The sequence below is a fragment of the Psychrobacter sp. ANT_WB68 genome (genome assembly GCF_008369115.1).
Classification (GTDB): domain Bacteria; phylum Pseudomonadota; class Gammaproteobacteria; order Pseudomonadales; family Moraxellaceae; genus Psychrobacter.
In genome coordinates this window covers 538,259-562,981 of sequence record NZ_VOAZ01000003.1, presented here as the reverse complement: position 1 = coordinate 562,981, position 24,723 = coordinate 538,259, and the positions used below count along the sequence as shown (strand labels likewise).

General features: G+C 43.0%; 19 protein-coding genes, 1 tRNA gene and 1 other RNA gene. 6 read left to right on the top strand and 15 right to left on the bottom strand.

Going from position 1 to position 24,723, the window contains the following annotated elements; all coding sequences use genetic code 11:
* Positions 1 to 87 precede the first annotated feature (87 nt).
* The 13 genes from lepA to coaD all read right to left on the bottom strand — a co-directional run bounded on the left by lepA (position 88) and on the right by coaD (position 14,451).
* Positions 88 to 1,884, bottom strand: coding sequence for a translation elongation factor 4 (gene lepA, locus FQ084_RS10840; protein ID WP_149490632.1), 1,797 nt, complete (start codon positions 1,882 to 1,884; stop codon positions 88 to 90).
* Positions 1,885 to 2,252: 368 nt separating this feature from the next.
* Complete coding sequence (locus tag FQ084_RS10835) at positions 2,253 to 3,494, bottom strand: capsule biosynthesis protein (protein ID WP_188032948.1); 1,242 nt, start codon at positions 3,492 to 3,494, stop codon at positions 2,253 to 2,255.
* A gap of 143 nt (positions 3,495 to 3,637) precedes the next feature.
* Positions 3,638 to 6,112, bottom strand: coding sequence for a capsular polysaccharide biosynthesis protein (locus FQ084_RS10830; RefSeq protein WP_149490631.1), 2,475 nt, complete (start codon positions 6,110 to 6,112; stop codon positions 3,638 to 3,640).
* A 51-nt stretch (positions 6,113 to 6,163) separates the two neighbouring features.
* Complete coding sequence (locus tag FQ084_RS10825) at positions 6,164 to 7,945, bottom strand: polysaccharide biosynthesis/export family protein (RefSeq protein ID WP_149490630.1); 1,782 nt, start codon at positions 7,943 to 7,945, stop codon at positions 6,164 to 6,166.
* Between the two features lie 55 nt (positions 7,946 to 8,000).
* Positions 8,001 to 9,017, bottom strand: coding sequence for a capsule biosynthesis protein (locus tag FQ084_RS10820; protein WP_262880739.1), 1,017 nt, complete (start codon positions 9,015 to 9,017; stop codon positions 8,001 to 8,003).
* 67 nt (positions 9,018 to 9,084) lie between these two features.
* Complete coding sequence (locus FQ084_RS10815; protein ID WP_149490628.1) at positions 9,085 to 9,756, bottom strand: ABC transporter ATP-binding protein; 672 nt, start codon at positions 9,754 to 9,756, stop codon at positions 9,085 to 9,087.
* 14 nt (positions 9,757 to 9,770) lie between these two features.
* On the bottom strand, positions 9,771 to 10,583 hold the full coding sequence (locus FQ084_RS10810) for an ABC transporter permease (protein WP_149490627.1): 813 nt from the start codon (positions 10,581 to 10,583) through the stop codon (positions 9,771 to 9,773).
* A gap of 249 nt (positions 10,584 to 10,832) precedes the next feature.
* Positions 10,833 to 10,909 (bottom strand) — tRNA-Met (locus FQ084_RS10805).
* 135 nt (positions 10,910 to 11,044) lie between these two features.
* Positions 11,045 to 11,411: RNase P RNA component class A (gene rnpB, locus FQ084_RS10800), an RNA gene on the bottom strand.
* An 86-nt stretch (positions 11,412 to 11,497) separates the two neighbouring features.
* Positions 11,498 to 12,217, bottom strand: a complete 720-nt coding sequence (gene bioD / locus FQ084_RS10795; protein ID WP_149490626.1) for a dethiobiotin synthase — start codon at positions 12,215 to 12,217, stop codon at positions 11,498 to 11,500.
* The gene (gene bioA, locus FQ084_RS10790; protein WP_149490625.1) at positions 12,214 to 13,551 is read right to left on the bottom strand and encodes an adenosylmethionine--8-amino-7-oxononanoate transaminase; all 1,338 of its coding nucleotides are present in this window, start codon (positions 13,549 to 13,551) and stop codon (positions 12,214 to 12,216) included. Before bioA ends, bioD begins: the two co-directional genes overlap by 4 nt.
* 3 nt (positions 13,552 to 13,554) lie before the next feature.
* Entirely contained in the window at positions 13,555 to 13,803 is a 249-nt protein-coding gene (locus FQ084_RS10785; RefSeq protein ID WP_149490624.1) for a YfhL family 4Fe-4S dicluster ferredoxin, read from the bottom strand.
* A 138-nt stretch (positions 13,804 to 13,941) separates the two neighbouring features.
* On the bottom strand, positions 13,942 to 14,451 hold the full coding sequence (coaD, locus tag FQ084_RS10780; protein WP_149490623.1) for a pantetheine-phosphate adenylyltransferase: 510 nt from the start codon (positions 14,449 to 14,451) through the stop codon (positions 13,942 to 13,944).
* A 313-nt stretch (positions 14,452 to 14,764) separates the two neighbouring features.
* Here coaD and smpB point away from each other — a divergent pair, with 313 nt between their 5' ends.
* On the top strand, positions 14,765 to 15,238 hold the full coding sequence (gene smpB, locus FQ084_RS10775; RefSeq protein WP_149490622.1) for an SsrA-binding protein SmpB: 474 nt from the start codon (positions 14,765 to 14,767) through the stop codon (positions 15,236 to 15,238).
* Between the two features lie 118 nt (positions 15,239 to 15,356).
* Here the strand turns inward: smpB and rarD are convergent, their stop codons facing one another.
* Entirely contained in the window at positions 15,357 to 16,379 is a 1,023-nt protein-coding gene (rarD, locus tag FQ084_RS10770) for an EamA family transporter RarD (RefSeq protein ID WP_149490621.1), read from the bottom strand.
* A gap of 238 nt (positions 16,380 to 16,617) precedes the next feature.
* Here rarD and FQ084_RS10765 point away from each other — a divergent pair, with 238 nt between their 5' ends.
* The 5 genes from FQ084_RS10765 (at position 16,618) to FQ084_RS10745 (ending at position 22,170) form a co-directional block, all read left to right on the top strand.
* Positions 16,618 to 17,085, top strand: a complete 468-nt coding sequence (locus tag FQ084_RS10765) for an Lrp/AsnC family transcriptional regulator (protein ID WP_149490620.1) — start codon at positions 16,618 to 16,620, stop codon at positions 17,083 to 17,085.
* A gap of 141 nt (positions 17,086 to 17,226) precedes the next feature.
* A complete protein-coding gene (locus tag FQ084_RS10760; RefSeq protein ID WP_262880738.1) occupies positions 17,227 to 17,985 on the top strand; it encodes a hypothetical protein in 759 nt (252 codons plus the stop codon).
* Positions 17,986 to 18,205: 220 nt separating this feature from the next.
* Complete coding sequence (locus FQ084_RS10755; protein ID WP_149490619.1) at positions 18,206 to 20,638, top strand: YgiQ family radical SAM protein; 2,433 nt, start codon at positions 18,206 to 18,208, stop codon at positions 20,636 to 20,638.
* A gap of 355 nt (positions 20,639 to 20,993) precedes the next feature.
* Positions 20,994 to 21,401 carry a hypothetical protein gene (locus FQ084_RS10750; protein WP_149490618.1) on the top strand — a complete coding sequence of 136 codons (408 nt, stop codon included), beginning with the start codon at positions 20,994 to 20,996 and terminating at the stop codon, positions 21,399 to 21,401.
* A gap of 235 nt (positions 21,402 to 21,636) precedes the next feature.
* On the top strand, positions 21,637 to 22,170 hold the full coding sequence (locus FQ084_RS10745; protein WP_149490617.1) for a hypothetical protein: 534 nt from the start codon (positions 21,637 to 21,639) through the stop codon (positions 22,168 to 22,170).
* Between the two features lie 347 nt (positions 22,171 to 22,517).
* Here FQ084_RS10745 and ligA read toward each other — a convergent pair whose 3' ends face one another.
* The gene (ligA, locus tag FQ084_RS10740; RefSeq protein WP_149490616.1) at positions 22,518 to 24,593 is read right to left on the bottom strand and encodes an NAD-dependent DNA ligase LigA; all 2,076 of its coding nucleotides are present in this window, start codon (positions 24,591 to 24,593) and stop codon (positions 22,518 to 22,520) included.
* Positions 24,594 to 24,723 lie beyond the last annotated feature (130 nt).

Genomic DNA, 24,723 nt, shown 5'->3' with positions numbered 1-24,723 from the left:
CTACTTATATGCCAGTCTTTATTATTAATAAATGAACTATTAAAAATAGATATTAAAACAGATGATGTTTGATCATTTATCGGTGATTTATTCAACTTGCAAAACGGCTAAGAAGGCTTCTTGTGGAATCTCGACGTTACCGACTTGCTTCATACGTTTTTTACCAGCTTTCTGTTTCGAGAGTAGCTTTTTCTTACGCGAAACGTCGCCACCATAACACTTGGCTAGAACGTCTTTACGCATAGCTTTCACCGTACTACGGCCGATAATTTGGCTACCAATTGCGGCCTGAATCGCCACATCAAACATCTGGCGCGGAATCAGCTCTTTCATTTTCCCAACCAATGCATTACCACGGTAGCGCGCTTGGTCTTGATGCACAATCATAGCTAACGCATCGACTTTTTCACCGTTAATCAGCACGTCAACTTTGACCAATTTATCCACTTGATAACGCTCAAAGTTATAATCCAGCGACGCAAAACCGCGCGATACGGATTTTAGACGGTCAAAGAAGTCCATGACCACCTCGCCCATCGGAATGTCAAAAATCAGCTGCACTTGACGACCCATAAAACGCATATCGACCTGCACACCGCGGCGCTCGATACAAAGCGTCATGACGTTACCCAAGTAATCTTGCGGTACTAAAATCTGACAGCGGGCAATCGGCTCCCGGAATTCTTCGATATTATTTGGCTCAGGCAATCTTGATGGATTATCAACATAAATGACTTCGCCGTTCTTCTTTTCAATCTCATAGATAACTGATGGCGCGGTAGTGATTAAATCCAAGTCATATTCGCGCTCTAAGCGCTCTTGGATAATCTCCATGTGCAGCATACCCAAGAAGCCACAGCGGAAACCAAATCCGAGTGCATCAGAGGTATCGGGCTCAAAAAATAATGAAGCATCATTAATCTGTAGTTTTTGCAGCGCTTCGCGGAATTTTTCAAAATCGCTGGAGTCAACTGGGAACATGCCAGAATAAACTTGTGGCGTAATCTGTTTAAAACCAGGAATACGTTCAACGTCAGGGGTTTTAGCATGGGTAATCGTATCACCCACGGGAGCGCCTGCAATGTCTTTGATACCAGCAATGATAAAGCCAACTTCACCGGCTTCTAAAATCCCCGTATCTAACGGCTTCGGCGTAAAGACACCTATCGAACTGACTAAATGTGCTTCTTTGGTTGATAAAATATATATCTTATCGCCTTTTTTGACCGTTCCTTCACGCACACGTACGAGTGAGACCACACCTAAATAGCTATCAAACCATGAGTCAATAATCAACGCTTGCAGCGGCGCCTCACGATCGCCGGTTGGCGCAGGAATAAACTCGACCAAGGCTTCTAACAGCTTATCAACGCCAAGACCAGACTTAGCTGATACGCGCGGCGCATCAACCGCATCAATCCCGATAATGTCTTCAATTTCTTGAATAACGCGCTCAGGCTCAACTTGTGGCAAGTCAATCTTATTAAGAACCGCCATCACCTCTAAGCCTTGATCAACCGCGGTATAGCAGTTAGCCACTGACTGTGCTTCTACGCCTTGCGCAGCATCAACAACCAATAGCGCGCCTTCACAAGCAGCTAATGAGCGTGACACTTCGTATGAAAAATCAACGTGACCAGGCGTATCAATAAAGTTCAGCTGATAGCGCTCGCCGTTAGGATGGTCATAAAACAAGGTCACAGACTGGGCTTTAATAGTGATGCCGCGCTCACGCTCAATGTCCATAGAATCGAGGACCTGCGCCTGCATTTCACGATCTTGCAGCGCACCGCACATCTGAATAAAACGATCGGCAAGAGTCGACTTGCCATGATCAATGTGGGCAATAATAGAAAAGTTACGAATATTGGCTAATGCAGTCACAAAGCGCCTACTAAATAATGGAGGATTGAATAACGGAAATACATACTGTCAGATAGAATCAATAGAATGCTTACTCATACTTCGTATTGGCCAATACGCCAATACTGTCGTAATAAGCAAAAAGATTATCGTTTCTAAGGTAAAAGCTCATGGCCCTTATCACTACTGACTAACTCAATTGGTTAGTGATCAATAGGCGCAGGCATGTAAGGGTATTCTAGCAGTTTTCCACTGTAAAGTAAGGCGATTTTATTAGTAAGGATAGGGTTTGTAAATGAATGTAAGCGTTCATAGACTTTGAAAGTAGAAAGCAAGCTACTTATTAACCCCTAACCTAATTAAAAATTGAGATTTAGGGAAAGAGGCTACTAATGAATATTTGGTTTTGAAAGTTTAACCTCTGCAGATTTAACACTGGTTTGGTGCAGATGCTTAGATATCCATGGCGATTTTCCATAAAACGCACCATTTAGTTGGGTTTGCTCTATCAGATACTCACGAAATCTTAGATAAAATTCATTGTCTGGTTTTTTAGGCTGCTGCCAAAAACGATCAAGTGGCTTTTGGTCTGTCAGTTTAGGAGTATCATAAATCGCACGCCCCATCACTTTAGTTGGTTTTTTATGGTATACAGACTGCAAGCCCGTGGTACTGTTGATAGTCACCATACCTATACTATGTTTAATTAACGTTGGCAGATGCATGTCACAACCATAAAAGACACGCTCACCTACCTGATATCGCATTGCTAAGCGAGTGACAAGCTCACGATAGTCTCGATGGCCACGATCCAATGGGTGATGTTTAAATACTAATAGCTGTGTTTGGTGAGCGTGAACAGCAAAGCTTGCAATCGACTCATCAATAAACTGCACCACATCTCGATAATCACTATGATGCGTAATTTGTGAATCATTATGTACTTGCAAGCTTATCAGGAAATAATTTTCGCTTTCTTGCTTAGTTAATTTTTTTTGCAGTTTTTTATCAGGAAAATAATCTCGTAGCTTACGCCATGGCGCTTTGAGCCAAGCTATTGCCTCTTGCCACGCTGTCATTCCTCGGTAATGAGAATAGTGAGGATAGCGAGATTTATACAGCCAAGTAATGATGTAATAAACGATAGCTGCTATGCTCAAGCGATAAAAGCGGTTATGGGTATATAAAGGCTGGTCATTAGCTTTGTTAAGCGCTTTGATATCGGCAATATTTAAGCGCGAATAACCATTGATACCATGTTCTTGCAGAGTAATATAATCAGGGCGCAAATACCCTTCTTCAAACACAAAAAATGATATACCAAGATTATCACTGATACAAGCAGCCTGGGTATGATGCGGGCGACAATCACCAAAACAAACAATCGCATCGATATTATGTTCTGCAATAAAAGCTTGTAGCCAAGGTGAAAACTGCGCCAAAGTCCCCGTATAGTCATGAGAGTTGGGCTCATGGTAAAAAAATGCATCACCTGCATTAAAGTTAATCTTACTGACTTTAATGTCTTGCGTTTGTAAGAATTTTGAAAAGCGATTGAAGTATCCGCCCATCTTTCCTTGTAGCAGCAAGACGTGTCGATGAGTAAGCAAATAAGACATCGAAGCTGCCATAGTATTGGATTACCATTAGTTAAAGGAAAGAAGACAAAACTGAGAGAAATAGTAAAACTAAGAAAATATCATAAATGACAAGTAATTATACCTAAAAAAAGTAGAATTGTCGCAGAGGATGTCGACTAGTCATTTAAAGAATACTAAAGAGACTTTTTATGCAAAAGTTGTTGCCATTGATGGCGTTGCTGCATAAAACGCGTCGTAGCTCGGCGTTTTAACTGGGTCGATAACGGCAATAGTGAGCCTTGCTTCACGGCTAAGTTTCTATCTGTAGCAACAGTTAGCTTTTGTAGCTTCACATAAGGGTCATTAATGTCTTTATCTGTTGGGGGATACAAATAATCAATCACTTGCTCTACTTGCGCTAGACCATAGCCATCTGGTAAGCGATACAAAGGATAGCGGATTAGGGTGCAATATATTAACTGCTCGAGCGATAATGCAGCGCCTCGTTTGCGTCTCATCAAGTATTCAGATTTCGGCGATAGCTGTGCATCAATATCGGTCGTTAGACTCCAGCCTGCGTAAAATGGTAAGCCGTAACAAATCACTTCTAAGCCACGCAGTAATGCCTCAAAACCGGTCAATGAGCTGATCGTATGTACTGCATCGACACATTCTAGGCAATCAGGCATCGCCGTATCATAAGCAACTGCATTTACTTGTTTCAAGCAATTTGCATCAACCTTACCTGCTCGTAGCCCTGCTTCAACATCTGGATGTGGTTTATAAATTAAATAAGCATCAGGATTATCCTGTCGTACACGTTCAATCAGGTCACTATTTTTCTTAATATTTGAACCGCAATACTGTACCGATAAATCATCTTCAACTTGTCCAACGATCAGTATGCGTGGCTTACCAGATAGCTTTGCTTCATGCATCCATAAGTGACATCTATTATCAGCACCAACATTGTACTTACTCACTCTCTGAGTAAGCAGCTTATCTTTAAGTTTTTGTACCCGCAGACTTTGCTCTGAACTTAACGCCTCACAGTTGCGTAATAAAGTCTCTAGATCCGAAGGTTGAGTCGCATCATAGTAGATGCCTTGCTCATCTATCACCACCGACAATGGTGCTAATAATGTGGCACCTAAGCCATTCGAGCGGATAAAACCGTCCTCCATACAATAAACAGCTGGCATCTCTGAATGTTGCTTAAATAGCTTGTCTTGTAGTTTCTTTTGTACATGTTGACGCTTTGCTAAACCCCATACTAATAAGGGCTGCTGATAATTCACTCGGAAATGAGCAGGATGGAGTAAGTTTTTAAGACGGGGCTTTGGTTTGATGAATAATGTGGTACGCGGAAAATCAAGGAAGGCTTTAACAAAAGGCAGCTTCCAACGACTGAACTCATAGACTGTTAAAGCGCCTGCAAGTTGAGACTGCCAATGACGATTGGTCATTAGCCATTCAATAGCGGTATCTATCTCGCATGCTTGCTTCGTTGCTGGATCGACGTAATGACTGTAATCGATATAAGCACTATAGAACAAAGTCTCTAGTGTAGCAGCCGTTTTATTACCAAGTGAGTGAGGAAACCATGGTGAAGTTGATTTTTTTCTAGTCTTTAGCCATTTAGTGGCAAGTTTTTGACGACGCTGTTGAACGGTTTTAAGTAAGCCTTTTGGTGCTCCACTGTCATCGGTGAGCCCCCAACCACTATACCAATTAACCCCAAAGCAATGCACCGTTTTACCGAGCATCAAGGCTTCAAAACCCATATGCGAGCTGACCGTATAAACATCGCTGACTTGTTCTAGCAGTACAATTGGATTAAGTACTTGGGTTAATACTCGGACATTTTTAGGTAATTTTAGAGCAGTAAGGTATCCTAACTTTGCAGCAGGATGCGCTTTGATCCAAATATAGGCATTAGGGTGATTACGGCAAGCAGATTTTAACATCCGTTTAAACTGACGTTTATTAGCGCCTGCGCCTTTGATAGAGGCATCACCTGTGACTTGGTCAATTAATAAAACGTGTGATTTAAGAGGAGTTCTTGCAGCGTGATTATTCTCTTTATTAATCAGTTCATCCAATGATGGGCAATCCATCACTGTATTATATTTACTGAGTTTTTGGTCACAAAGACGTGCCATTAACTGTTGGGCACGCTCTTTAAATAGATAGTGCTCACTAATAGCAGCGTTATTTTTAGCCCGTGAAATTATCAATTGCTCAAGGTATGAGCTTTGTGTTAAATCAAAATAAATACCCACATCATCAACGACCACACTCAGACCATGACGGCTACTAATACCTGAGTCTAAAGAACGCAAAAAGCCGTCTTCGACACTTAAGGTCTCAAGCTTTTGACGCTTAGCCGCCTTATTGGCTCTTTGATAGCTTTGCTTCTTTCCCCAACCAATAAAAGCATCGGGCGTCTTAAAGCCTGAATGCAAACGTTGTTGTAAACCTGACCACGGATACCAGCGCTGAATATCCGCTTGTAGTATTTGAGATAGCAACGCATTGTTCTGGCGCATGCCCTTGCCAATCACTGCTAGAATTTTTGGTGATGGGCGTTGTGCTGATGGCAAACATAGCGCATTATCAGAGGTGGAGGCGACTGACCCCTTGAATTCATCTGCGACGCTGTTTACCATTTTTGACACCTTTGTTCATTACTGATTCATCAATCTAGCCACTATTTCCCGTTAAAGATCTAGTACTACTTTAGCCGCGATAGCCAGTTGATAAAGGATTTGTGATAAACCACGGGCAATTTCTACCCGCTTAGTTTTGACTTTTGGCAGCACCATAATCTCATCGCCCTGTTGGATACGATACGCGGTATTGACCACTTCACTGGCACCATTTTGATGAATGACCAAGATTTCTTTGACATCAGCATTATCAGAGAAGCCTCCTGAATTGGCGATATAATCACTAACAGTATAATCAGGATTAAAGGTAAGCGCACCTTGTGCTCGTACCTGACCATTAACCGTAATTACCGATGTTTGGGCTGGAATCTCAATGATATCGCCTTGCTGTAAAATAATATCTTGCCATGAATTTGGTACAACGACAATTCGACCAGTCGTCTTAACGTTACGTGCTTTGGCGACAAACTGTTTCACCAAATTAGCATCATCTTGACGTAGTGCTGCCTCTTCACGAGTCGTAGACTGGCTAGCAAGTGTCAATTCCTCTAGACGATCAAGCGACTCATTAATCATGCGTTTTTGTTGCTCAGCAACGGATTCACGATAGATAGTCAAATGAGTCAGATTTGCCAGTGGACTCGGTTGTAATTGTGGCACGATATCTTTAAGTCGAGCACCATAAGGTACAACCATCGCGCCATTCCCTGTATGCGCACCTTTGACTTGTACCGCTATCGTACCAGCATAGCGGTCTGAGGTGACGACCATCTTATCCCCATTATAGACGGGAACATTTTGTGCTTCGGCAAGTGAGTAATACTCAGCAGTTTGCGCGCGTCCTGCACTACGAGTAATGCTAATGTTAGTGGCATTGGCTGCGGGATTGGCCACTTGCAAGACATCACCAATGGTCAAATCATTGACATCAAACTCAAAAATGTATTCGTTCTGAACTTGGCCGCCCACTTCAAATGTCTTTTTCTGCGGTGCAACGGTAATTACATCGCCGTCACGAAAGGAGAATGCCTGCAATTTCCCAGCTAGTAAAAAGTCATATAAATTGACTTGCTGTAACATTTGACCATTACGCTTGATCTGAATATCAATATAACTACCACGAGTGGGGTCAACGCCGCCTGCTCGATCTAAATAAGACAATACTGAGTCTGCTGCCAGACCACCATAATAACCAGGCTGCTTGACAAAACCAGTAACAAATACTTTCACGGGTTGGGCTTGTTCTAAAGAGGCGTAAACGCCAACATTTGAGCGATAAACACGACTGACAGCGCTTTTCACTACATTTTGTAGACTGCCGTTTTGCACACCAGAGATACGTACTGGACCGACATTTGGCAAGAAAATATTGCCTTGTGGATCAACGGTCATGGTAGCCGCATACTGATAGGCACCCCACATCCGTACTTGAACATTATCACCAGGATTAATCACGTAGCTGTCATTAAAGGTAGAGCCAGAAGTGGTCGAAAAGGCGCCGCGAAACAACTGCTCACCAAACATCATATCTTTAGTGTTGATATCTTGATAAGGGCGCGTAGTATTGATTACTGATTGACTTGGCAAACTTGCCGCATTAACCGCTTCCTGCGTAGTCGCCTGTGCAGGCACACCGCCTGAAAATGCCTGCGTTGAGACATTGATGTTATTGCGATTCTGATCTTGACTCATGCTATTGTTGTTGGTGCCAAAGCTAGATCCTGATATTTGATCAGCATAACTGCCTGCTGCTAGAGCGGACACACTGCTTGCCGCCATTGCCAAACTTATCGCTTGTATCACGGTCACGATAGGACGTGGTTTCATATTCATGTGTGGTATTCCTTTGCTGATCTATCGATCATTACTAATATCAGGTTTGTTAAAACTAGCTACGATGATCACGGACAACCGCCATCACTAGGCGCACAAATCCATAAAGCATCAAAAGCAAAGCCAACGAGGTCCAAATAATATAAGCCCGGCGTGGATAGGTTGCTTCTTCAGCCTCATAAGGCGTTGAGATGACAATTAGGTTTTTCATCTTTTTGAAAGCCTCTAAGCGCGCTTTTTCAAGTGATGTTAACGACAATTTATATAACTCAGTTGCGAAATCGACATCCGCTTTAATGGTCTCAAACTGTACTGCTTGACGGTTCAGTTTAGTGGTATTCGGTGACGTTAGCTTGGTTTGCTCTTGAGTGATTTGCTCTTCAACCGCTTTAATCTGACTTCTTAATGACACCACTTGCGGTGCATCTGGATTGAGATAGCTGAGTAATTGCCTCTCTTCGGTACGTAACGAGCTTAATTGTGCTTGCAAACTGCCAATGAGCTGATTAACAATTTGAGCATTGGATTGCGGATCATAAACTTCATTTTCGTTTTGATACTTTAACAATTGTTCTTTTGCATCGTTTAAGCGCTCTTGCGACTCATCTAACTGCGTCTCTGCAAATGCCAACTGATCACGCGCGACTTCCTGTGAGATCCGATTGACGAATTTCTCAGATTCATTCAAGATCGTTTTATTGAGCTCAAAAGCATATTTTGAATCAAAAGCTTCTGTCGATACTGACAATACATAACTTTGCTCATCAAGATTGATATGCACACGCTTTTTAAAATACTCAAGTAATTCTTCTTGTGTGGCGTCAGGAGCAATCTCATTGATCGGATCTGAGCCATCGACGTGATAGGCTTCGCGGAACTTGAACTTATTATCAAGGCGCTTTACCATATCATTAGATAGAATATATTCTGTCAGATAGGTAGCATCTTCTTTACTGGTGCTGTTCACACCTAACAAAGCCGATAGGCCACCACCAGAAGGCACACTGGTATCACTGACTTGCTTCACTACCACGTCAGCAGTCGAGACAAAGCGCGGATGAGCAATTGTCATGACATAATATATCACTAACACCCAAGGCAGAATCACCAAGCCGATAAACAGCGATAAGTTAATTATATTACTTTTTTGCTTTGTGGATATGCTTTTCATAAACCTCAATCGCTTCTGTTGTATCGTCAAAGACGTGTGCTGTTTGATCCATTAATACAATACCAATATCGCAATTACGCTTAATATCACCGATATTATGCGACACTATCAGGAATCCCGCTTGTGCACGGCGTGCTGCTAGTATCTCTTCACTACGCTTACGAAAAGCCGCATCACCAACGGCGCCGGCTTCATCGAGCATATAATAGTCAAAATCAAAGGCCAAGCTTAATCCAAAAGTTAGACGTGCTTTCATACCAGACGAATAGCTTTTAACGGGCATATCGAAATAACTGCCAATATCCGCAAACTCCTCGACAAAACGAATTTTTTCGTCGATGTAAGGACCGCTTGAATAAAGACGGCAAACAAAACGAACGTTTTGACGACCGGTCAGGCTACCTTGGAAACCACCTGCGACGCCAACAGGCCACGAAATAGTCGAATCAGTGATAATTTCACCATGATCTGGCTCATCAAGTCCACATATAATACGTAGCAAGGTTGACTTACCCGCACCATTACGACCGAGCAGACCCACACTTTGTTTATCACCAATGGTCAGGTTTAGATCTTTAAATAGATAGTGCCGACCTTTCTTGGTCATAAATGACTTAGAAACGTTTTTAACTTCAATCATTCATTTACCTGTCATTACTTTGAGCGGATAAGGTCTTTCTCGACCGCTTTATACATCAATAAACCTAAAAAATTAATACCTACTGTCCACTTTAAAAAATATCCTATATCAATATGATACGCAGGATAAGTAGGAGATAGAGCATTTCTCATTAGCTCAATATTATGGACAAATGGAATATATAACAAATAACTAAAGTATGGCTCAGGAATAATATGAATAGAATACATAATCCCAGATACAAAATATAAAATAGTAAAAATCAAACTAATTATTTTGCTAATCTCACCACCATAATAACCAACAACCATCATTATCATGGCGAGGCCAAAACCAAATAAAAACAAAGTCAGCCAGCAAAATATCACTATATGTAATTGCGCAAAACTGATGGGAATGCCAATAAAAGCAAGTATAACTAACAACAGTACAAAGGTAAAAAAGTAAATCACTAGCTCTAGAAATGAGCGGGCAATAATGACATCAATGTGCCGTACTGAACGATACATTAGTAGACCTTGATTAGCCTCAACAGCTCCTAACGATCGTGTTGCTATCGTACTCATCATGCGAAACGGTACTAAACCTGCGACCAAAAACAGCATATAATCCATTCCTGGCAGTACACGCGTCATAATAGCGCCAAATATTATTAAATAAATAGCGACTTGAAAAATGATTTCTAACGGCGCCCAAAGATATCCCAAGCGATAGCCACCGAAACGGGTTTGCAGCTCACGCATCAGCAAAGCATGGAATGCTGCACCCATGACTTTAAGGCCACTGCGGTGCTTGATAGGACGATAAGGAGGTAATTGTACAGACATGGTGTTACACGACTTTACCGAAAACAGCCCCTATGATAAGTAAGCGCGACATAAGTTACAACAAGTAATCTGTGTCTAAACAGATAAACCTATGATTTAGCAAGAAATCAGTAAGTAATTCAAACCCGATCTCACAAGAAGCTATATGTCTACAGCTATATCACAAGCTGGTGAGTCATTTATTTTAAGCAAAAAAAAACCAATCATAGAATGATTGGCATTTTTTAATACTGCTAGTCTTACAATAAATGGTGGCGATGAAGAGACTTGAACTCTTGACCTCACGATTATGAGTCATGCGCTCTAACCAGCTGAGCTACATCGCCATTTAAGGCTCGGTATAATACCGATAGAGATGACTATCGTCAACCCCTAATTATCGTTTATTTGCAAAAAATAGGAATTTTATTCAAATTAATGGAAAATATGCATAATACTAACGATAAAAACGAACAATAAAAAAAGTTGGTAGACCGATAAGCCGGGTTCTGTCGTGGACGATCATTCCTCTAGGCGTATCATCGCTGATACGCTCAAGCAACCTACCCGCATCGAACGCGGGCCGCGCCATGCCGATGCCTATTTGGTCTTGCTACGCGTGGAGTTTACCATGCCGTGAACTGTTGCCAGCCACGCGGTGCGCTCTTACCGCACCCTTTCACCCTTACCGATAATGTCTTGCGACACCAAAGGCGGTCTCCTCTCTGCTGCACTTGTCGTCAAGTTACCCTGCCCAGCCATTAGCTGGCACGCTGCCCTATGTAGCCCGGACTTTCCTCCCCTGCATGTCTGTTGCCAGTGTGCAGCGGCGATCGCCTAGTCTACCAAGCGCGCTAGTATAGCAAAAATAATGGCTGTCTAGGAATATCTTTTGTGCTTATTTAACTTTTTTACCAAATGATTTGAATCATGATCTAAATAAAGTTCAGCGGCAATATTAAATCATTGTCATTTTTCTGGTCTTTATCTTGGCATGGCAGCTGTAACCAATTGGCATTTGGATAGTTTTGCGCCAGATAGTTTTTTAAATAATCAATCGTGCTATTAGCAATCTCAGTATCGGTATTATCAGCAGTATCATGAATATGATTATAAATTACGCTATGCATCGTTAAACCGCGCGCTCGGATTGCTTCCAAGCTAAGCAAGGTATGATTAATACTACCGAGCCGACCTGATGTGACTAAAATGATCGGATATCCTTGAGTCACAATATAATCTAAGGTCAATAGCTGCTCGGTTATGGGTACTAACAATCCGCCTGCGCCTTCTAACAGCACCACATCGTAGTTTTCTTGCAATTGCTGCGTAGACTTGGTGATTATTTCAGGGTCTAAAACGGTGTTGGCAAGTTTCACTGCCAAATGCGGCGACGCAGGCTTTTCATAACAATACGGGCAAGTAGTGCTATCAATATCGCAAGGCTGTAGGGCAATTTCCATCAATTGACGATGAGTGACAATATCATCGGCAATATTCATCTCCCTACTATCTGAATTGACACTAACACCTGTTTGTACCAGCTTTTGAGTGATGACGTTAATACCTTGCTGCATCAGTGCTTTTGCCATCATGCCGGTGGCGTACGTTTTGCCAATATCGGTATCAATGCCTGAAATAAATAGCACACTCATAGTGAAACTCTGTTGGTCGTAGAAATTTGACCCAAATAAGAAGTAACAACGGTTAGTAGTGACTGACACAACGTCACCAGTTCATCATCTGTAATCACATAAGGTGGCATGATATAGACCAACTTACCAAAGGGTCTGACCCAAATACCATTGTCAATGAGCAACGTTTGAAAGGTCGGCATATCAACGTTAGTTTCTAACTCAATCACGGCAACCGCGCCCAAACAACGCACCGCAGCAACGCCTTTTAACTTCTCAGCAGGTGAGAGCTGTTGCTCCATCACTGCGTGCATATTTGCTGTGCGGACTTCGATATCGTAGGACAGAATTAAATCAATCGATGCACAAGCAACCGCGCACGCCAGCGGATTGCCCATAAAAGTCGGACCATGCATGAGCGCCGGATAAGCACTGTCATGAATGGTATTGGCAACCTTGCGTGTACATAAGGTCGCGGCAAAGGTCATATAGCCACCTGTCAGCCCTTTACCAATGGTCATAATATCAGGGCTAATATTGGCATGCTCGCAAGCAAATAATTTGCCGCTACGACCAAAGCCAGTAGCGATTTCATCAGCAATGAGCAGCACTTCATGCTCATCACACAGCTGACGTAACAGTTGCAGATACTCGGGGCTATAAAAACGCATACCACCTGCGCCTTGAATAATGGGTTCAATGATAAAACCGGCAAGTTGATGGCTATGTTTAGCAAAAAACGCTATTAACTCATCACGCTCATTTTGTGTTAGCTCACGCTCAAACCCTAACGGCGGTGCAGCGATGAAATGCTGCAAGGGTAATTGCTTACCATAGAGACTATGCATGCCAGCAAGCGGATCGCAGACGCTCATCGCATGCCAGGTATCACCATAATAGCCTGACTGTGTCGAGGCAAATTGCTGCTTAGCCGGATGCTCAGCAGCAATCTGATATTGCAGCGCCATTTTTAGGGCCACTTCGACGGCAATGCTACCGCTATCGGCATAAAATATCGCATCAAGTCCAGCAGGCACAATAGATAGCAGCTTTTTACCTAAGTTTATCGCTGGTTGATGGGTTAACCCACCAAACATCACATGCGCCATCTTACCCAACTGTTCAATCATCGCCGCATTTAGTTTGGGATGATTATAACCATGCACACTCGCCCACCATGACGACATCCCATCAATCAGGCGCGTGCCATCTTCAGTAAATATATAAATACCTTCGGCATGGTCAATAACAATATTTGGATAGGTGGGCGGCAAACTGGCATATGGATGCCAAAGGTGTTGCTGGTCGAAGTCGTTTGTTGAGAGATTACTCGGTGAGGGGTTGGATATTGTCATATTTTATTGACCAGTGATACGCTTATATTTTGACATCAAATCACTTTGGGTTTCGACATGATTGGGGTCATGAGGGATGCAGTCAACGGGGCAGATGACCACGCATTGCGGCTCATCAAAGTGACCAACACATTCCGTGCATAAATCAGGGTCAATGACATAAATATCATCGCCCTCTGAGATGGCTTCATTGGGACAAGCAGGCTCGCAAACATCACAATTGATGCATTCATCCGTAATTAATAGCGCCATAAACTGCTCCTTATTTGCTAGCAGCTGATAATAAATGAGTGTGTTCGTTGTTTACTATCAAACTCAATATTGTATATTCTGCCAATATTTAACATTAAACCTAGTAAACACTCAAATTACTAAGTACTCAGCTTAATATTAACGACTGAGTTTTTGTATAAAAGCTTCTGAGACGCAAGGTGGCACAAATTTCGTCACATCACCGCCAAGTTTGGCAATTTCACGAATCATCGTCGATGAGATAAACGAGTAATTTTGCGACGGGGTTAAAAATACCGCCTCAAAGTTTTCATCAAGCTCGCGGTTCATATTGGCCAATTGAAATTCATACTCAAAGTCTGACATGGCACGCAAACCACGCAAGACTGCGGTGGCGTTTTTTTCGCGCATAAAGTCGACCAACAAACCTTCAAAGCCAATCACCGACACTTGCGGTAAATCAGCAAATACCGTTTCGACCAAGGCAACACGCTCTTCAAAATCGAACAAAGGCTTTTTATGATGACCTGAGGCGACCGCAATGACCACCTCATCGAACAGTTTCGTTGCGCGTTTAACCAAATCCACATGACCATTGGTAATGGGATCAAAGGTACCAGGGTATAAAATCTTGGTATGCAGTTTTGAAGAAGTAGCAGAAAGGCTCATAACAGGACTAATATGGTTAATGGTAATGCCCCATATGCTAGCAAATTTTACTCAAACTTAATACTTATCTGCTACATTTGTCATAACAGCCGATTTACCTTTTCGCTGTCTGCTTTGCTACAATAGTCGGTTCGACTCATCCCTTTTGCTATGCCTGATTTGCCATGCTTGATATGACAAACTAGCATGACAAAAAAGACCACCCCTATTCAAGGGTTAGGATGAGGAATAGTTAGACAGGGACACTGTATGTTGAAGCGATACTAGAACAAGATATCCAAAAACAATATATTAAAGTCCTTATGGAGAAATTATGTCAAAAAAATCAAAAAAACCTGACAATCAAATCTGTGCCAATAAAAAGGCTCGTCACGAGTATTTTATTGAAGAGACGTTTGAAGCAGGTCTATCGTTACAAGGTTGGGAAGTTAAGGCCATTCGTGCGGGCAAAATGACTATTACGGAAGCTTATATTATCTTCCGTAATAATGAGGCATTTTTATTTGGCGCGCATATTCAGCCGCTGCTCTCAAGCTCAACACATGTCAGTCCTGATAGTATCCGTACGCGTAAGCTATTGCTTAATCGCCGCGAAATTGAAAAGTTAATGGGTGCGGTTAATCAAAAAGGCTATGCTTGCGTGCCATTATCCTGCTACTGGAAAAACTCGCTGGTAAAATGCCAGATTGCTTTAGCAGTAGGTAAAAAACAGCATGATAAACGCAAAACGCTTAAAGACCGTGATTGGGAACGTGATAAGCAGCGTGGCTTTAAAAATGCCGACTAAATTTATTGGTTTAATACTACTGTCTTAAATTAATTATTTTTAGCGATAAAAAAGGACGATTCAACATAATGCTGAGTCGTCCTTTTTTATTTGCTTCACTCACCGCCTTTATAAGCTCTTAAGCCGCGTGAGAAATTTTTCTCATTCTCGACTTTTCATGCACTTGGCACAGTTGACGAACACCATGCAAAATTAAACAAGCAATCCCGAGCCAAATCAAGCCATAGCTATAAATCATCGCGGATTCAAAAGGATTGCCCAATACGGTGATTGCCAAGATAAATAATAACGCCGGCTCTATATAGCTCATCATACCGTAAACATTTACTGGCAGCATCTGACTGGCGTCGACGTTAGTTTTCATGGCCAATACACTTAAGATACCCAAACCTATTAGCATCATGATAAAAAATCCTGAACCGCTAACCAAGCTTAAACTACTCGGTGCAATAAAAAATAAATACGCCAAAGCAAACGGTGCAAAGATGGTCAAATCGACCAACAAACCCGTCACCGCGCCAATCCCTTGTAGGCGACGTAAAATATAATAAATAGGATAGGTCCCGCAGATCCATAGTGTCGCCCAAGAGACGCTTTGCGTACGTACAATTTCACTGCCTACGCCAACAGCAGCAAAAGCAACGGCTAACCATTGCAGGCGACTTAATTTTTCACCAAATAATACACAGCCAAATACCACCATCATCAGTGGAAACAGAAAATAACCCATTGCCGTTTGTACGCCTTGCCCATTTACCGGTGCCCACATAAACAGCCAAAACTGACTTAAAAATATCGGTGTAGGCAATAATAACCAAGCCCACTGCTTGACCGTTTTCAATGCTTTTAATTCACCAATATGTAACCCCAAACGTCCGCTGATAAGCAAATACCCCACCAATGCTGCCCACATTGCTAGCATGCGCCAGATAAATACCTGCGTACCTGATAGCGGTGCTAAAAAACTGCTATACACGTAAATCACACCAAATAAGAGGTTTGATAATATTGCAAAACCCACACCCATGATTAGTCTACGTTGCTGTGCGCTACCCGCCGTCCATACCGCAGTCAATGATAAACGTGAAACCACGCTTGCTAGCGTACTAGTAAAGACATTAGATAGCGTTGAGATAAGCATAATAAGCACCGTAAATATAAATATGAGATAAACCAGCTGTTTCTATTTTGCTAACCAGCTTCGATTAGTACGGTGTATTTTACGGACATATAATAAGAAATTATTTCTAGATAGAAATAAATAAGAAAAAATTTATCTATTTTTTCCTTAAAATACAAATTTTTTCTCATAATTAAATTTATAGCAATAATATTTATAATAAAATGCACGGTAACTATTTTTTTAGGAATGAGATGCTGTGAGCCAAACTTTAGATGCGACCGATAAAGCGATTTTAAACTTACTACAAGACGATACGGCCTTGCCATTAAAAACGGTGGCAGAACGTGTGCATGTCTCTATCGCTACTGCCCAGCGCCGCATTCAAGCATTAACGGATAGTGGGATAATTACCAAACAAGTCGCTATCGTTGATCCAAATAAGGTCGGTTACGGGCTTACAGCGGTGGTGATGATAGAGATGTCGCGCTCGAATACGTCGATGCAGCACAGGTTTGAGCGCTTAATGCACGATCAGCCACGCGTGATGAGCTGTTATGAAGTGTCGGGAGATGCGGATTTTATGTTGATGGTCAATGCCAAAAACATGAACGACTACCATGAATTTACCCGCAATCTGCTGACCTACGAGAATAATGTGCGCAGCTTTAAAAGCCAGTTTGTGATGAACTTTACTAAGAGTGGCACCAAGATTATCCTAGATTAACGACAACTATAATGGCAATTCAATTTTCATTATCAATTATGAGTGGATAAGTTGCCTCTAAACCATGTACGATATCAACGGCAGTTTGGCATTAAATGACAGATCAACAATCCATCGTATAGCAGACAAGGAAGCCTGATTATGGGTAAAGAAATAGAGTATATCGACACAAACAAGAATACTCAGATACTATTGAAGTTATTAAAGCCAAAAACTTTATTAACAGGCACAGCGCTTGCGGCATTGCTTGCCAGTTCGGGTTGCGCAACCAGTTCATTGTTAGAAAGTGACAATCATGTCAGCACCACGACTACCAAGCAAGTCTTGTCTGAAGACCAAATTGTAGCTTTTGGTCGTCCTGCACAAGCATTACCAAAAACGCCAAATGCGACCATGGTTATCGTCGGTGAAAAAAACAGCTATGTGCTGACCCAAGGCGGGACAGAAATGATTAGCTTATTAAGTAACCTGACGCCAAAAAATATCCACGTCGATAACGACATGAGCTTTTCTGTACCCAATAATGATGGCTATTTTCAGGGCGAAATGAAGCTGTCTTATGCCAAACTAAAAGATGAGTTTCAACGCTCTGACTATCAGTTCTTTTTGCAAAACAACGGGCGCGACTGCACTTCAGCCAGCGACCTACGTATCAATGCCCAGCGCTTTTGCTTTAGCGTTCCTGTCAAAGGTGCTATCTATCCACAAGTCAGTAATTTAAGCTTAATTCAATCTAATTACCGCGCTTTGACGAAACCTTATATGGTGAGTTTTTATACGCAAGGTCAGCAGAAACAAGTCGCTCGTAGCGGCGCTAATACCGCGCAAAAGCTGGTCTTACTGCCCTTTGCCCTTGCTTTTGACGTAGTGACGTTCCCATTTCAACTATTAGAACAATGAGTTTTTTGACTTAAAAACTGCGTAAGCAAATAGATGTTTCTTATTTTTAACAAACCTGTTTGTATACAGATTATCTTACGCTATCAATAACTTATCGCTAATCGTTTATCACATCATGAGTGCAATTCATGTTAAAATGAGCGCTTTTAAATAAGCCGTTATTAATTAAGAATGATAACGGCTTATTTTTAGTACCATTTTCTAATTAACAGGTCCGCTCATGTCTGCCGATACCATCGCCCGCACCGCCTTTAAACAAGGCACCAAACCCCTTTATGACTATGACAAACATTGGGCGAGCTGCTACGAGCCCGCGCCTTATTTGCCGATGAGCCGCAAAGAGATGGATGAGCTTGGCTGGGATGCCTGTGACGTTATCATTATCTCAGGCGATGCTTATGTCGATCATCCAAGCTTTGGTATGGCGATTATTGGACGCTTGCTAGAGGCGCAAGGCTTTCGCGTCGGTATCATTGCGCAGCCAGATTGGAAGAGTAAAAATGCGTTTATGGAGCTTGGTAAGCCAGTCTATGCTTATGGCGTGACCGCTGGCAACATGGACAGCATGATTAACCGCTATACCGCTGATCGTAAAATCCGTAGTGATGACGCTTACTCGCCGGGTAACGTGGCTGACAAACGTCCTGACCGCGCTGCTATCGTTTATAGCCAGCGCTGCCGCGAAGCTTATCCTGATGTGCCTATTATTTTAGGTGGTATCGAAGGCAGCTTACGCCGTATCGCGCATTATGATTATTGGTCGGATAAAGTCCGTCGCAGCATCTTGATGGATGCCCGTGCCGATGTTTTATTATATGGTAATGCTGAGCGCGCCATCGTCGATGTGGTACATGGTCTATCTAAAGGCTATAGCTTTGAGCAAATGAGCAGCTTGCGCGGTACAGCGTACTTGCTCACGCCGACGCGCCGTCATTGGCAAGCGGGCATGACCGAGGTTGCCAGTAATGACGTCGATACCGTTGGTCGTGTCGATCCAATTATCAATCCATATGTCATGACTGAAGACGTTGACAGCTGCAAAATTGAACAGGAAAAGCCATCTGACTCACCTGTTGGGCAAGCACTGTCAGGAATGGCTTCACAATATCCAGGCTTCGTATCTGAGCCAGTGACCAATAAAATCTTGAATGCTGATCAAGTCGATGAAGAAACGCAAGTGGTACAAATGCGCGGCTTTGATAAACCGATGACTGCCCGTAAGCATAAAATTAAAATGCCACCACGCGAGCAAACGGTCATTCGTCTACCCGATTACGAACATGTCAAATCCGACCCTGTACTTTATGCGCATGCCAGCCGTATCTTGCACCTTGAGACCAATCCGGGTAATGCCCGCGCTTTAGTACAGCGTCATAGTAGCGGTGCTGGTAATTCACATACCTCGATTGACGTTTGGCTCAATCCGCCACCGATTCCGTTATCGACGGAAGAGATGGATTATGTGTTTGACTTACCGTACGCGCGTCTGCCGCATCCAAGTTATGGCGATGCACGTATCCCTGCTTACGACATGATTAAATTTTCGGTCAATATTATGCGTGGCTGTTTTGGCGGTTGTACTTTTTGCTCGATTACCGAGCACGAAGGACGCATTATCCAAAACCGCTCAGAAGACTCTATTTTACGTGAAGTCGAAGCGATTCGTGATACTGCGCCGAACTTTACCGGTGTCATCTCTGACCTTGGTGGTCCGACCGCCAATATGTATCGTCTGAACTGTAAAGACGAAACGATTGAAAAGAACTGCCGCAAACCATCGTGTGTCTATCCTGATGTTTGCGAAAACCTGATTACCGATCACAGTAACTTGACCCAGCTGTATCGTAAAGCACGTGATATCAAAGGCGTAAAGAAAATCCTTATTGCTTCAGGTCTACGTTATGATTTGGCGATTAAAGATCCTGAATACGTCAAGGAATTGGTGACCCATCATGTTGGTGGCTATCTAAAGATTGCCCCTGAGCATTCAGAAGAAAACGTTTTATCAAAAATGATGAAACCTGGTATGGGCAATTATGACAAATTTAAAGCCATGTTTGAGCAGTACAGCCAAGAAGCGGGCAAAGAACAATATCTAATTCCTTACTTTATCGCTGCCCATCCAGGTACCAAAGATGAAGATATGATGAATCTGGCCCTATGGCTAAAAAGTAATGGCTACCGCGCTGACCAAGTACAGGCGTTTTATCCAAGCCCGATGGCGACCGCGACCACTATGTATCATACCCATAAAGATCCACTGCATAAAATCAGCCGTGACGAAGGTGATATGGATATCGTCAAATCTGGTAAGCAGCGCAAATTGCACAAAGCTTTCTTACGCTATCATGACCCAAAAAACTGGGTACTATTACGTAAAGCACTGCAAGACATGGGACGCGGTGACTTGATTGGTAAAAATCGTGGCTGCTTAATTCCGCCATTTAATGCCAGTCTAGAAGGTCGCGATGCGGTGCAAGACAGCTACCAATCGGCGCGTAAAAAGAACAGCCGTTTGGGTAATGACTCAGTGAAACGCAGCAATAATAGTCCTAGCGCTGTAAAAAATACCTCGAGCAAAAACAGCAAAAGAGTCAGTAAAGGCAACTTCCAAACCCAACATACTGGCTTACCACCTCGTAAGACCAAATAGCTTAGTGGCTGTTAACTATCGCTATTAAACCAGTTCAAACTGATTAATTAAGCTCAAACCAAAGCGCCTATCGGCTCATCAGTCGATAGGCGCTTTATTATGTCTGATTTATTAAATTGGCTGACTACTTTGATGCTTGTTATTTAACTTACTTAGGCTTAGTTATTTTACAAAATCTTTTAAGTATATCGTTACATTAATCAGTGTTTTAGTAACTTAGTGAACATGTAACAAACAATTTCTAACATTATCCAGAAAGGGTTTTCGTTAACATATGCGCTATATGCTGCACGCATCGTTAAAAAACATATCGTTAAAAAAACACATTATAAATCATATAATTTTGGAGAAAGCCATGAATATCCTAACTAAAGTTGCTGTTGCGTTACCTGCCCTTGCTCTACTCAGCGCGTGTGCGACTACTGCACCTACAACGCCAAACAAAACCCCTGCATCAGAAAACGTGACTGACGCCGCTTATGACCGTATGGCACCAGCACCTTATACCTGTACTGATGGCAGCACCATCCGAGCAAAACAGTCAATCAATAAAAAACAAGTGATGCTAGATGCCACATTACCTAAAGTAAACTGGGCAAACCAGCCAATTATCCTAAATGGTGGCGTGCAAGGTGATACAGCAAGCTATGTGAATGAGTCAAATCCAGAAGTGGTCTATGCATGGCACATGAAAGGCGACAAAGGTATCTTTGCGATGAAATGGGCAAATGGTAAAGAATACCAAGTAAACTGCCAAATCTAAGCAGCAGATAGACGCAACAGATAGCGCATAGTACCTATTAAACAGTCATCGAAAGATGGCTGTTTTTTTTATGCTTGCTCTGTTGTAGCGCCTTATAGAAAACGCGCCTTATTAGTTGAATTGCTAACATAAGAAACAGCCCTGTTCTGTATTTCGCTAGAGAAGCGCACAGAAAGCTGTCAAAATAGTCCATCTATAAAAATGTCTTATGACTCATCATAAAGAGGATATCTCGATGCCAAAGCGTCTTATAACTATGCTCATCATCGCAACTGCCAGTATATGGGCGCTTTCAGGCTGCGATAATAGTACGGATACTACTGCTAATAAAAACACTGATACGGCGGTATCAACGACGGACTCAGCGGTAGCAAATACGATAGATTGGTCAGTCATGGATAGCGGTGAAGAACCTGCTGACCCCGCCAATTATAAATATCCATTTGCACTTGATAGCCAAAATGTTCGTGATTATGCTGAGTACTTTAAGGTAGATAATGCTACTGCTCAGCATAACCTAACTGTGAGCATGGCAAGTAATGAGGCACTATCAAAAGCCTTGGATCAACTCAGTGAAAGCTATGTCTCACATGAACTGACCGATAATAAAGAGATGAAACTGATCATTCATACCACGCCCGATATCGCTGCTGGCAGCTATGATTATGTGCTGTCTGATGACTTTGCTAAAGGATTGGTGTTACCTATCGTCATTCAGCCAGATGGTAAGAAAGGTGATGTGAAGGGACATGGAGAGGTGCAGGAGTAGAAGTTGATAGCGTGTGTTTTGATTTATATGGCACACGCTACTAGTTGTAGGGTGCGCCCAGCGCATAAACACGTAATAACAGATTAAAAAACTTATTTATAGAAAACACTCCACATTGAATTACTTATTAAATAATATATAAATTCAAAATCCGTCTCTTGAATGGTGCGCTGGACGCACCCTACACTTTTATATGCGAAATTTTTTGCGCGAGGGACGAGCGCCGAGTGAAACATTAAAGAAAGACGGCTCACGACCCGCATATTTGCCCACTATTAAAGCAAGCGATGCTGAGGCCATGCTTTTTCTTTTCTGTCTCTTTGCTCTTTTAATGGCAAGGACTTTCCCTACTCCCCAACCAACGCCAAAAACTCTTCCTCACCCACCACCTTCACGCCAAGCTTTTCAGCTTTAATCAGCTTCGAGCCAGCTTTATCCCCTGCCAACAGTGCGGTAGTTTTCGCCGAGATGCTACCGGAGACTTTTGCGCCGAGCGCTTGTAGCTTGGCTTTGGCTTCATCACGCGCCATGCTATCAAGTGCGCCGGTTATAACCCACGTCTGCCCATCGAGCGTCAATCCCTCTGACACCACTTGCTCGACCTTATCCCAATACACGCCTGCCTCGCGCAGTGCCGTGATAACTTCGACATTATGCGGTGCACGGAAGAACTTATGAGTCAGCTCAGCAGTAATAGCGCCCACATCTGGCGTAAGTAGCAGTTTTTCGATACTGGCAGACATTAAGGCATCAAGGTCGCCAAATTGCTGAGCCAGGCTTTGCGCCGTGGTCTCACCGACACCGCGAATACCAAGCGCATAGATAAAGCGCGCGAGTGTGGTCCGTTTACTGGCTTCGATAGCGCTGAGAATGTTTTGAACAGATTTTTCGCCCAGTTTCTCAAGCGTAATTAGCTCGTCTTGATGCGTGTGTAACTGATAAATATCAGCGACGGTCTTGACCAAACCGTGCTCAAAAAAGCTAATCAGCCAACTTGCGCCTAAGCCGTCGATATCCATCGCCCGACGCGAGACAAAGTGAATAAGTGCTTCTTGTTGCTGTGCAGGGCAAAATAGTCCACCCGTACAGCGTGCCAAGGCTTCATCTTTGGGCAATACCACAGGTGAGTCGCACACCGGACAGGTCGACGGTAACTGTACAGGTTGAGAGTTTTCTGGACGCTGCTCATGCCAAACGCGGGTAACTTTGGGAATAACGTCACCTGCTCGATGGACGCTGACCATATCGCCTGCGCGCACGTCTAAGCGCTGAATCTCACCAAAGTTATGCAAGGTGACATTGCTGACCGTGACGCCGCCGACTTTTACCGGTTCAAGTTTACCGACTGGCGTGATCTGTCCGGTGCGTCCGACTTGCCACTCGATATCATTTAGACGTGTCATAACGGTTTCAGCAGGGAATTTATAGGCGGTTGCCCAGCGCGGCTCACGCGATAAAAACCCAAGCTGCTGCTGCAATGCTAGGTTATTTACCTTGATGACCATACCATCAATTTCAAATGGTAATTTTGCGCGTTTTTCAGTCATCGATTCATAATAGGCTTGTGCTTCGCGCGGGTTTTTTACCACTCTCACAGCACTGACGCTAAAACCAATGTCACCAAGCCAAGCCAAGGCGGCTGATTGGGTATCGATGGTCTCAGATAGACCTTGATTCACTGAATAGCAATAAAAGGCCAGCGGGCGGCTGGCAGCAATCGCTGGGTCTAGCTGACGTAAACTGCCAGCGGCCGCATTGCGTGGATTGGCAAAGGTTTTATCGCCTTTTTCTTCCGCTAAGCGATTCAGACGCTCAAAACCTGCTTTGGGCATCAGCACTTCGCCGCGTACTTCTAACAGCTCAATATCAGCGGCAGCGGCTAGCCAAAGCGGTAAATTGCGAATGGTTTTGGCATTTTGGGTAATATCTTCGCCCGTTTGACCATCACCGCGTGTCACCGCTTGGATAAATTGTCCATAAGCATATTTGAGTGACACTGCCAAACCATCAAGCTTTAGCTCCATTTCATACTCAGGATTTTTCTGCGCGTCATTAAGACGATCATTGACGCGGCGCATAAAGGTATGCAACTCGTCATAATCAAAGACATTACCCAGTGACAGCATAGGGATATCATGGGTGACTTGGGTAAAAGCTGATAGCGGCATGTCACCGACTTGATTAATGGGACTGTCCGGCTGTACCAATTCTGGATATTGTTCTTCAAGCTCTAGTAAAGAGCGGCGCAACTGATCGTATTCACTGTCTTCTAAGATGGGATTGTCGAGCACATAATAGGCATGATTATGTTGCTTAAGCGCATCGATAAACGTACGCATTTGGGCGACGATAGCATCATCATTGTCGGCAGATTTTGCAGTATTGATGTCTGTAGAGGTAAGCGGTGCGATAGGATCAGTCATAGTCGGCGTCTTTTCTTTGCGATTCAAGATGCCGATATGATAACAAGTTTGCAGGATATGCGGATATCATTTTGTAGAAAATCCGTCTAATGAACACTCACCAACCGAAAACTAAAAAAGGCAAATAACG